The organism is Candidatus Methylacidiphilum fumarolicum (assembly GCF_949774925.1).
Taxonomy (GTDB): domain Bacteria; phylum Verrucomicrobiota; class Verrucomicrobiia; order Methylacidiphilales; family Methylacidiphilaceae; genus Methylacidiphilum; species Methylacidiphilum fumarolicum.
The window spans coordinates 1,610,468-1,622,445 of the sequence record NZ_OX458932.1; the positions used below are offsets into that span (position 1 = coordinate 1,610,468).

Sequence of the window (11,978 nt, forward strand, 5' to 3'; positions counted from 1 at the left end):
TACGAAAATTTCACAAAACATGGGATAGTTCCAGAGCGTAGAACTCCCATCTAAATTCCTCAGATTGACTACTACATTCAGCTTACTAACGCAAGGCTTACACTCCATAAGCCAGAGAAGGCTACCAATTGACTGATCAGCAGCAGATGCCTGAGCTTTCGATCACAGAGGAGAAAAATAGGTCTTGCGGCAGACAAAGCAAGCAAACCGCAACGACGATTCGCCTGCTGGCTCTTGCCTGCTTCTATTCCTTTTGTTACGAGCCAAAACACTCTTTTCTAATCTTCTATTTGCCTTTGAAATCAATTGTTAAGGATAGATAAGCAGTGAAAAAAGAAGCTCATAAGGAAGCTACTTTTTGGGCTTCGGGCCATTCTTCTAAATCCACCGGTGGTTTGCCACCAATCTTTGCTGCAAGACTATAAATACAAGGAACCACAAACAAGGAAAAAGAAGTAGAAACAACGATGCCTCCAATAACTACCATCACAAGAGGCACCCTGACTTCTGCCCCAGGGCCAAGCCCAAGAGCGGCAGGTATCGCTGAAGAAATTGTTGCTAGCGAAGTCATAAGAATTGGCCTTAGCCGAATGAAAGCAGCTTCAAGAATTGCTGCAGAAGTATCTAAACCATCTTCGAACCTCTTTTTGTTAATAAATTCGACCAGTAGAATCGAATTTTTCATAGCTAAGCCCATGAGGAGAATAAGCCCTATTCCACTGTAAAGATTCAAGGAAAGCTTTGAAATATAAAGGGAAAGGATGGCTCCAGAGATCGAAAAGGGAATGGCACAGAGAATGATCAAAGGGAAAAGGAAACTATTAAACTGGATACCTAGAACCATATAAGCAAGGATGAGCCCAAAGCCTAACGCATAGGGGAAAGCGCTAAAGGTTTCTTTGGCTGTTTGAGAAGCACCCGCTGGCTGGACAGAATAGGTAGGAGGCAGGAGTTTTCTGCAAATCTCCATCGCATAGTCGAGGGCTTTAGCCTGGCTATATTCGGGTTTCACATTGGCAAAAAGAGTGATCACCCGACGCCTATTTTCCCTTGTCATGTTCATGAGTTTGGGGACGACTCGCAGGCTAGCGACATCCTTAAGATGGATAGGCTCTCCTCCATAATTGCTCCAAAGCGGTATAGCTTCAATATCTTTTGGCTCTCGCCACTGTTCAGGGATGAATCGGATTCGGATATCATACCTACGAATGTCTTCTTCATTGGTATACATTCCCTGCCTGGCACCACCAATGGAATAGCGGACAGAATCAACCAGCTGCTGCATCGAAATATTGGCTAGTGCACATTTGTCCCTATCCGGTATGATCTGCACTTCTGGCATTCCCTCCCGGTAATCTGTATCCAGATCTGTATACATTCCACTTTTATCGAGCTCGTTTAGAATTTTTTGAGATACCTCTTTCAAAACGGAATACTCGGAGCCCAACAGGCTCAACTCGATATTAGTCCCTCTCTTAGAGCTAAAAGCACTCTGGCTAATATCAATGATTTTTATATGTAGATCTTGATAGACAGCTTTTTTGAATTCTTTTCTCCAGATTTTAAGGATCTCTTGAAGCCGCAGCTTCCTTTCTTTTCTTGGAGTAAGAGTAATAAATAGAGCCCCAAAGTTAACTTGTCCTCCACTATACCCGCCTATACTGCTGAAGACATGGGCCACATAAGGTTGTTTTTTAAGATACTCTTCAAGAAAGCGGACTCTTTCACCGGTATGTGCCAGAGAAGAACCAACAGGAGTTTCAATCCGGATTAAAGCTATACCCATGTCTTCGGAAGGAGAGAGTTCCTTATGGAGAGCGGGAAAGAGCCGAAGGGAGAAGAAAAATATCAAAAAAGAAACGCTCACCACTAACCATCTTTTTTGAAGGGCAAGCTTTAAGAGATTTCTATAGATTCGAGCAAATTTCCAAAAAACCCTGTCAAGCCAAACTTCGAAATAATTCTTTTTTTCTTCTTTCCCTACATTTAAAAATTCAGCCACACGCATTGGCGCAAGCGTCAAGGCCTCTAAAAGCGAAATGAGAACAGCTACACTTAAAGCCACACCAAACTGAGACAAAAATTTTCCGACCACTCCACCTACAAAAAGAATTGGACAAAAAACCGCAACGATCGAGAGAGTAGCAGCAAGAGCAGCAAACGACACCTCATTGGCTCCATCCAGAGCTGCAGTCTGCGGGTCTTTCCCTAAATTTTTATGTCTTGTGATGTTCTCCAACACCATAATGGAATCATCGACAACAATCCCAACAGCAAGAGACAAAGCCAAAAGCGTAAAAAAATTAAGTGTGTATCCCAGGAATTTGAAAAAAATAAAACTACCTAGAATTGAAATAGGAATGGAAAAGAGAACATTTAATGTTGTCCGAAAAGAACCAAGAAAAAGCAAACAGACAGAAGCAGTAAAAAATATAGTTAGTAAAAGAGTAAATTCTGTTTCATGAACGGCTTCCTGAGTATACACCGAAGAATCAAAACGCGGTCCGATTGCCATCCCTGCGGGCAGATCTTTTTTAAGCTCTTTGACAAGTTCTTTAACTTCTTTAGCCACAGCAATTTCATTAAACCCCCTAAGCTTCTGAATACCCAAGCCGATGGCCGGTTGGCCATCACTACGAGAAAGCCGGGTAAGATCCATAATCCCATCTTCAACGGAAGCCACCGTTGATAAAGGAATATAAACGGAAGAAGCTCCCCGCGTATTGGAAAGCAAATTTGATGCTGCACTTGTCATTGCTGGATTGGTTAAAAACTGATTGCTTCCAGCACCTGTAACCCCCATTCCCCCTCCCTGACTGCCACCAATCCCGGTGATAGGAATGCCACTAGCTCCCGCAGCCCTATGGTTCAATGCTAAAGACTGCATTTCGTATTCTGATCTAGCTTCTCCCATAATCCTCACATTGATTTCATTGGTTTTGCTTTCCAAATAACCTGCTCCAAGCTCAATATTTTCTGCCTGAAGCATGTCACGAATGTCGGTGGGAGAAATCTGCAATTGATTAAGTCTTTTTCTATCCAACCATATTCTCAAATTCCTGTCCGCCCAGCCCCCAAGTTGAATATCGCCTATGCCATGAACAAGCATAAACCGATCCCGGATATACTTATCAACATATCGAACAAGGTCTTTAAGAGGTCTATCCCATGTGACAGCAAGCCAAAGGATTGGACTATCATCCTGATTGATTTTAAAAATTTGGGGCGGATTAACATCGGTGGGAAGACGAACGCTTCGGACCTTAGCATTAACTTCCTGTAAGGCTGCATCGATATTTTTATCGATATAAAATTCTAATTTAATATTGGCTATCCCTGGAAGCATAGTCGATTCGATGTCTTTGATTCCTTGGACAGATACAAGTACATTTTCCAAAGGATCAACAATCTCAGATTCCATGACTTCTGGTGCTGCCCCAGGCCACTGGGTGACTACGGTAATCACGGGATAAGTGACATCTGGAAATCTACTTATCCCAAGAGAAAAAAGAGAGAGTAGCCCAAAAAAGACCAATGCTGCCATAAGCATCCAAGCTGCTACAGGTCGGCGAATCGCAAATTCTGGAAAGCTCATGATTCCTCTTTGCTTACAAAATCACAGTCAATAGGCTTAATCCTTTTTCTCTACTAAACTTTCTTCTTCTTTTCCAACAGGAGCAGTCTGAGGCTGGATCAAAAAGGGCCTAGACTTTTCAAAACGAGAAAGTAAAAGATAAGCTGCAGGCACAACAAACAACGTAAATACCGTTGAGACAGCAATGCCGCCAAGTAAGGTAATCGCCATGGGGATACGGCTTTCAGCCCCAGGGCCTAAGGCAAGAGCCGGAGGGATGGCGGCAGCAATCGTCGCCATCGAAGTCATAAGGATAGGTCTCAGCCGAATTGGGGCCGCTTCTAATATGGCCTCTTTAATAGAGAGCCCTTTATACCTAAGCTGATTTGTAAACTCAACCAAAAGAATCGAATTTTTCTTGGCAATACCCATTAACAAAACAAGGCCAATCATACTGTAAAGGTTGATGGATTGGTGAGTAAACCATAGAGCCAACAGAGCCCCACTCAAACTAAATGGTAAGGCAAGGAGCACAGAAAAAGGATGGACAAAACTGTTAAACTGGGAGGCTAAAACCATGTAGGCGATGACAACGCCAACCCAAATAGCGAAGACAAGGCTTTGGAATGTTTCCTCGAAGGAGGCAGCTCCACCACTCAGAAAAAGTCTATAGCCTTTGGGAAGATTTTTGCTGCATATCTTTTTAGCCACTACCAAGGCTTGAGCCTGGGATTTTCCAGAAGCAACATTCGCAAAGATAGTAATTGCTCTTTCTCGCATTTTTCTTGTCAGTGTTTGATAGGTTTGGACAGTCTGAAGCTTAGCTACGGAAGTTATGGGCATGAACTCATTGGTATTGGTTCGGATCCCCAACCGGGCGATATCTTCTGGTCCTACTCTTTCATCGCCCCGTAACCTTATCCGGATATCATACCGTCTTTCTCCATTAGTGAATTGTCCTTGGGCGATGCCTCCAATGGCGATCGCTACTGTATTAGCAATGTTCTGAATGGGAATCGAACAAGCATTTGCTGCAAACCTATCGGGATAGACTCTGACTTCAGGCATTCCATCTCTAAAGTCTGTGTCCAGATCAACAAAATAGCCGCTTTTTTTCATTTCTTCGATGTCTTCCTGTACTATTTTTTCCAGCACTTTGTAGTCTTCCCCACGAATAGTTAATTCGATAGGAAATCCCCTCCCAGTGGTAAATCCTCGAATGGAAAGATCTTGTGGGGTAGCCCGAAGATCCTTAAGCTTATTTAATTCTTCTCTTAAGGTGTCCATCAAAATCCTTTGAGAAAGTACCCTTTCTTTTTTATCTTTTAAGGTGACATAAATAGTTCCAACATTGACTTCGCTGTCTACAAGATTCCCATCAGTCGCTCCTGTCCTTTGAATCATTCCTCCGACTTCGCCAAAGACTTTCTCGACTTCTTGATGCGAAAGAATGAGTTTTTCACATTCTTTGAGCTTTTCTTCGGTATAGTAAATCGACGAGCCTACCGGGGTTTGAATCCGAATAATGAAAGAAGATTCGTCTTGAGTGGGAATCAGTTCCTGAGGTAGAAAACTGAAAAGCTTCAACGAATAAAGAAAAACACTTAAAGCTCCCAGGATCACAAGCCAGGGATAAAAGATACAAAACTTCAAAAGATACTTATACACTTTGGCAAGACTTTTGAAGGAGTAATCGACGATATAGGCTAAGCCTTTTCTTTGGTAAGAGTCATCCATAATTTGGGAACAGCGCATAGGTGTTAGGGTGATGGCTTCCAACAGCGAGAGGGCTACTGCAGCCGAAATCGTAAGACCAAATTGATAAAAATACTTGCCTATGACCCCCTTCATAAAAGCAACAGGAAGAAAAATGGCGATAATAGCCACAGTAGCAGCCATAGCAGCAAAGGTGATTTCTCTAGCCCCATCTCTGGCTGCCATCACCCTTGTCTTTTTCATATCCCGATGCCTATAGATATTTTCAAGAACCATGATCGCGTCATCGACAATAATCCCAATGGCCAAGGAAAGGCCAAGGAGAGTAAAGAAATTCAAAGTAAAACCTAAAAAGTAAATGACAATAAAGGTTCCAAGAACAGAAGTGGGTATAGAAAGCAACACATTAAGGGTGGCAGTCCAGCTTCCGAGGAACAGATAACAGACCAAGCTGGTGATAACAGCTGAAAGCCCAAGGGTAAATAAGGTTTCCTTAATCGAATCTTCTATATGTTTTGTTCTATCATAGACTACGCTGAGATGGATTCCTTTTGGAAGAAAGGGTTGAATTTCCGATAACTTTTTTTTGACCAATCGAGCCACTTCCACGGAATTTGCTCCGGGTTGCTTTTTTATACCGACACCAATAATAGTCTGTCCATTGCTAGCCGCAATGCGTCGAATATCATCCAATCCGTCCTCTACCTTTGCTACATCCTTTATCCGTATGTTCGATCTATAAATGAGTTCTGAGCCCCTTTTTTTAATTTGAATATTGCCTACTTCTTCAGGACTTAGTCCTTCACCCATGGCTCTCACATTGAATTGCTTATGTGGGTTTTCAAGATCCCCTGCAGCCACTTCCACGTGTTCCTGCATGATCGCCGTTTGAAGATCTTGAACGGTCAATTGGTACTGCGCCAACTTTTTACTATCCGCCCAAATTCTTAAATTTCTGACATTATACCCAGCTAAGACAATCTGACCAACACCTGGAACAATTTGTAACTCGTCATGCAGCACAAGATCCACAAAAGTGACAAGATCATGAAGAGTCTTGTGCTCTCCAAAGACTCCAACCAATAAAATAGGCTGCTCTTCAGGATTATCTTTGACAAGAATTGGTTGTGGAACAGGAGTAGGGACCTGTTGCATGCCCACCTGCTGAGTTGGATCCATTGGTAATTTGACCGAGCTTATCTTCGATTGTACTTCGGTCAAGGCTGAATCGATGTTCCTGCCAAGTTCAAACTCTAAGATGATGGATGCCTGCCCCAATTGAATATAGGAACTTATCCCTTTAAGCCCTTGTGCCGAAATCACTGCTTGTTCAATGGGATCGACAAGTTCTGTTTCAAGAATTTCGGGAGAAGCCCCATTCCATTGCAGGTTTATAGTAATAATCGGGAAATCGATCTCAGGAAGCTGACTAATTCCTAATCTAAAAAGAGCAACAATACCAAAAAAAATTAACCCAATCATCAACATCCACGCAAATACAGGCCTGCGAATGGAAAGATCAGAAAGGGTCATAAAAAGATCAATTTATCGTTTTATCTCTAAGACATCAGAATCCATCCATAAACAAATTTGTTTATTTGAAAATATAGCGTGTTTTGTCTTTAGTGGGAAAAAATAGCTATCGAGGTGGTTGAGAACCTGTGGCCAAAGCTGAAACAAAAGGAGGTACAGTAATCCCCGTAGCAGGAACAAATTCATTTTTTGTTTTTGAATAGCTTATTCCAGAGGTTGGACCAAATCGTCCTAGTCCAATATATGTCGAACCCAAATAGCTGGTAGAAATCATTATTGTTGCCGAACCAGGCCTATTGCCTTGTAGAAATTGGCCAGAGGTAAATTTCGTATAACTAGGGAAAACCGATTCTCGGAGATGACGGATTCCATGGAGGCCTGCAGGGTAACTTTTATAAGAAGGGAAGAGAGGATTAGCCGCTTTTGTTGTGGATGCTGAGCGATAAAGTTTTATCTTTTCAGTTGTTGGATGGGGTAGCTTCAGTCCTCTTGTATGTCCAAACCCTCCTCTCCCTCCCCCCCCTCGAGCCATACTAGAGGTGGCTACAGAAAAAAACAAAAGGCCAAAAAGAATCGAAAAATAAATTTTAATTCTCTGATACTCAAAAGCCATGCTTCCTTCTGTTCAATCTATTATATAGGAAAACCAGATTTTCTGGAAAAAGTTTTTGCTTTCCTCAGTCTTTTCTATTGCTGCTGCTGCTTGCTTCCCATTTTTGAAAAGCCACTCTTAAGGTTTCTCTTGCTCTAAAAAGTAGGGATTTTGTGGCTGGAATACTCACCCCAAGAATCCTTGCTATTTCATCATAAGAAAGGTCCTCATAGCTTTTCAATATGACTGCTAATCGTTGTCTTGGAGGTAAGCCATCGATGATCTTTTCTATCCATTCCATTTGCTCTTGCTTAACGAGCTGGTCCAAAGGAGACATTGCCGACTGATAGGTAGCTATATCTTTATCTTCGCCATTTTCCGTCACAAGAGGGGAAGATTGGATCTCCTTTTTTCGAAATTGATTGAGAACCAATCTTCGTAAGATCGTGTATAACCAGGTCCTTAGTTTTGCCCTTGGTTCATAGCGACCTGCGGCTCTATAGGCTTGAAGAAAAACTTTCTGAGTTATTTCTTCGGCTAGAAACTTATCTTTTAACATTTTCAGTGCGGCTCCATAAATCGCTTGATAATGTCTTTGTACAAGAAGACCATAGGCTCCATCATCCCCCTTTGCCGTCATTGCCATCAATTCAGAATCGCTATATTCCATATTTTTCTCCATTACAGGTCATTACTTGTCCTCCTCTAGACAATCGTTTTATCATCTTAAAAAGGCTCAGCGCTCCGCACAAGTAAAAAATTTTGAATCACCCCAAAGCCCTTACCTTGATAACATTTGAGAAGGATCGATTGGCTGGAGTTCTGCAGGTTGCGTTTTGATAATTTTTTGAACTGGCATCGCAGATCCTTCTGGATTCCTAGGTACTGTGCCTGCAGCCACAAAGAGGTTAACCAATTGCATCCTCGCCCCCATTTCGGCTTGAAATAGATTGAGTCTGGCTGTTTGATAGGTATTTAAAGCAACAAGAACATCCAGCAAAGCGGCTACTCCTCTTTGAAAATCATCTCTCTGGGCAGCGTAATAAAGGGCCCCCACCTCTGTTTCCTCTCTCAATTGTACCACTTGACTGATTGCGGCATTAAAGAGAGCAAAGGAAATACGCACATTTTCATCCGCTTGCCTTTTCAAATCTTCCAATTGCAATTGCACTTGATGCACAAGGGCTTCTTGTTGTCTGATCGTTGAGGTATATAGACCGCCATTGAAGATGGGCATCGAAGTGATCACGTTGACATTCCAGACATTTGGGACAGGTGGGTCATGAGTCAACAGATAAAAGCCGTTAACAGAGATGGTGGGACCAAGCATACCTCTGGCAACAGCCAGTCCAGCTTTTTGAGCACGTAGCAGTTGGACTTGAGCCAATACATCGGGCCTAGAACCAACCTGGGCAAGATACTCTTCTAAGTTCTTTGTTGAAGGCAGGCTTTGGGTGTCTTTTATGTTTATTTTTTCAGGTGGAATCCCCAGATAATAGGTAAGGAGGGCCAGAAACTGATTATAGAAACCTTTGTAATTTTCTCTTTGAGCTACGGTTGCCGCTAAATTTGTTTGTGTTTGGAACACATCGGCTGGCCTCGATCTTCCAATTTTTTGTCTATACTCTAATTCATTGACTAGAGCCTGCAGAATATCAATCTGATCGTTCAATATGGCGATACTCCCCTCGTACATCAAAGCACTATAGAAAGCTGAAGCTAGATTAGCATAGAGAAGTTGATAATCCCTTTCCATATGATAAGCGGAGTAAGCGGCAGTCGCCCTAGCCGCATTAAGCCGGTTGACATTCTGGAAACTGTTGAAAATAGTCCATGTACCACTGAGGGAATTTAAGGAAAAGTAAGTACTTGGTGCTACTCCAAAGGCTATTCCCCCTAAGGTTGGAGCAAAGCCAACACTATTTTGAAAACTTTGTTCATTTAAGAAAGAGACTTGAGGATAAAATTGAGCAAGCGTCTGGGATACGACAGCCTGCTGAGCAATCATACCCTGATAGTCTATCTTTAGCTGATTCCACCTTGCGGCTGCAAGTTGGAAACATTGAAAAAGGTCTAGTGCTGTTTTATCGGTTAGTTTGTGAGCAATCGGAGAAACAGCTTTCAGCAATTCCTCAAGAGGAGGGGTATAGGAAGGAGCAATTCTACCCGGAACAGGTTGACTAATAGGAGGCAGTGCTCTTGGCGGTGGTTTGCCTTCTTCCATTGCAGAAACTTGCGCTTCCACCGCCTGAAGCTTTTCTTCAGCTAATGATAGGATTAGTGGACTGAGGAAGAACCAAAGGACAATTAATACAACCATGACCATTGCCCTTTTTATAACAAAGAAAACTAAACTTTATCCAAAAATTTTGTTTTTTTTCCCTTTTTTTATCTCCGTTTTTCTAAAAATTCAATTAAATAGAAAAGTACCGTTTTTTTTCTTTTTAAAATATAATTTTACTATCAAAATCGAGTTTTGAGATCCGATGCAGACGGAAGAAAAAATAAAGAGCCTTAGCGAACTTTCTGAAAGAATAGGACAAATTGAAAGTTTAAGTGGGAATATTCGCTGCCAACTAGTATCAACAAAAGAATCTACTACCCGAAATGGTTCTTTTTTCCTGGATATAGAAATAGCAGACCATTCAGGAAACAAAAAAATTAAAATATGGCAGGAATCAAAAGCCTATGCTTCTTTTTTAACACTGCCCAAGAACGCCTTTGTCGAATTTTCAGCGACTTTTCGCAATAGCTCTTATGGTTTGCAAGCGATTGTCCATACGCTGAGGGTTTTAAGCCAAGAAGAAATACAAGAACTTCTTGAACAAAACCAAAATGCTGAAATTCAAGCGGATTGGGAATTGCTTCAAAAAAAAATAGATTCCATAGCAGATCCTCGCCTTTGTCGCTTATGTTCCCAATTTCTAATCGACTATGGAGAAAGATTAAAAAGGGCAGCAGCTGCTAGAGAATACCATCATAATTTCCGTGGTGGCTTGCTCAGACATGTATGCCAAATGATCCAAGCTGCCGAAGGATTGATGGCAGCTTATCCTGGGTACAACTGGGACCTTATCAAAGCGGGGATCCTTTTCCATGATTGTGGAAAACTCTGGGAAAACGATTTTCAAGAACAGGGATTTGTCATGAAAAGAAGCAAAACAGCCGAACTCATTGGACATATCCCAATAGGGGTAGAAATTGTCAACTCCTTATGGAGAAGCCTGCAACATAGGGAGGAATTTCACAGAGCGTTGATTCCCCCTTCGGATCTGGTCCGAGTCCATCTCCTTCACTTAATCGTTGCCCATCACGGTCTTAGAGAATATGGCTCACCTGTGACCCCAAGAACTCCAGAGGCTTGGATTCTCCATATCCTCGATAATCTGGATGCAAAATTAGAGATGTTTCGTTGCGCTTATGAAGAGGGAAAAGAAGTCGTTCCTGGAATCTTTGAAAGAAGGCCTCCTCTAGAAGGCTATCCTATTGCTCCCTTAGGCAAGTATACACCTAACCCAATGCCCTTAGAACAGACCGAGGAGACCTCACCAGAAAACCTTATTGATTAAGGGAGGCTTCTAGCTTTTTAAGTCGTTCTGGAAAAAGTCTTGAAAGGACTTCTTTATACCGCTTTTGTGTTTCTTCTATAATTTCTTGACTGAGATGGGGTGGGGGTGGCTGCTTGTTCCATTTCGATTGTTCTAGGTAGATGCGTATAATCTGTTTATCGTAATGGGTAGAATTTCCTTTGTGTTTTTCATAATCTTCGACTAACCAAAACCGAGAACTGTCCGGAGTAAGCATTTCATCAATCAAATAGAGTTTTTCGTCTCTTCTGCCGAACTCAAATTTTGTATCCACAAGAATCAAGCCTTTTTGATAGGCATATTTTTTCCCAAAAAGATAGAGATCTAGGGTAATATTTTTTAAAACGTCGTAATTATCTCCTAGGATTTTCTTGGCTGATTCTATATCAAGAGCCTCATCATGTCCTTCTTTAGCCTTTGTTGTAGGACTAAATAAAGGCTCAGGCAATGGACTGCCAAAAGTCAAATGAGGAGGAAGTCGGTAGCCGCCTACTGTCCCTTTTTCAAGATATTCTTTCCAACCGCTACCCACTAGATAACCTCTGGCGATAAATTCCATCGGAAATGGATCGCAAGGAAGCATTCGCATCAGCCTACCATTCCATTCTGGCAGGTTCACTTCAGGGGGAAGTTCCTCACTTAATAGCGCATTGGGGAAAAGCAAAGAGGTTTGTTCGAACCAACCCAGAGCTATTTGATTAATAATAATTCCCTTTGTTGGAATGACTTCTGGTAGGATGCAATCAAAGGCAGACACTCTATCAGTGGTCACCATCCAAAGTTCTTCTTTCCAGCAATAGAGATCTCTCACTTTCCCGCTTCTTATTTTTCGAAGACCGATTCGTTCCAAATCTTGCTTTGCTTCCATCTTTTTATTTAAATCCTTTTATTCTTTAAGCTATAATACTTTTTTAAAGAATGTAATTTTCTTTCTTTTCAGACTGCTTAAAATTAAACTTTTGCCCTTACATTTTGC

At 41.8% G+C, this 11,978-nt stretch carries 7 protein-coding genes; 1 reads left to right on the forward strand and 6 read right to left on the reverse strand.

Annotation, left to right across the window (positions count from 1 at the left end; all coding sequences use genetic code 11):
* Positions 1–340: 340 nt before the first annotated feature.
* From QOL44_RS07415 to QOL44_RS07435, 5 genes are all read right to left on the reverse strand, one after another.
* Positions 341–3,595, reverse strand: a complete 3,255-nt coding sequence (locus tag QOL44_RS07415; protein ID WP_009058456.1) for an efflux RND transporter permease subunit — start codon at positions 3,593–3,595, stop codon at positions 341–343.
* A gap of 36 nt (positions 3,596–3,631) precedes the next feature.
* Complete coding sequence (locus tag QOL44_RS07420; RefSeq protein ID WP_009058455.1) at positions 3,632–6,823, reverse strand: efflux RND transporter permease subunit; 3,192 nt, start codon at positions 6,821–6,823, stop codon at positions 3,632–3,634.
* A 106-nt stretch (positions 6,824–6,929) separates the two neighbouring features.
* Positions 6,930–7,436: a hypothetical protein gene (locus QOL44_RS07425; protein ID WP_009058454.1), complete on the reverse strand. Its 507-nt coding sequence runs from the start codon at positions 7,434–7,436 to the stop codon at positions 6,930–6,932.
* Positions 7,437–7,500: 64 nt separating this feature from the next.
* A complete protein-coding gene (locus QOL44_RS07430; protein WP_134372997.1) occupies positions 7,501–8,097 on the reverse strand; it encodes an RNA polymerase sigma factor in 597 nt (198 codons plus the stop codon).
* A gap of 99 nt (positions 8,098–8,196) precedes the next feature.
* Complete coding sequence (locus tag QOL44_RS07435; protein ID WP_228343192.1) at positions 8,197–9,735, reverse strand: TolC family protein; 1,539 nt, start codon at positions 9,733–9,735, stop codon at positions 8,197–8,199.
* Positions 9,736–9,901: 166 nt separating this feature from the next.
* Here QOL44_RS07435 and QOL44_RS07440 point away from each other — a divergent pair, with 166 nt between their 5' ends.
* Entirely contained in the window at positions 9,902–10,984 is a 1,083-nt protein-coding gene (locus tag QOL44_RS07440) for an HD domain-containing protein (RefSeq protein ID WP_009058447.1), read from the forward strand.
* On the opposite strand, the gene QOL44_RS07445 is transcribed toward QOL44_RS07440, so the two are convergent.
* Positions 10,974–11,870, reverse strand: a complete 897-nt coding sequence (locus QOL44_RS07445) for a phosphoribosylaminoimidazolesuccinocarboxamide synthase (protein WP_009058446.1) — start codon at positions 11,868–11,870, stop codon at positions 10,974–10,976. The two genes, QOL44_RS07440 and QOL44_RS07445, sit on opposite strands and share 11 nt — an antisense overlap.
* Positions 11,871–11,978 lie beyond the last annotated feature (108 nt).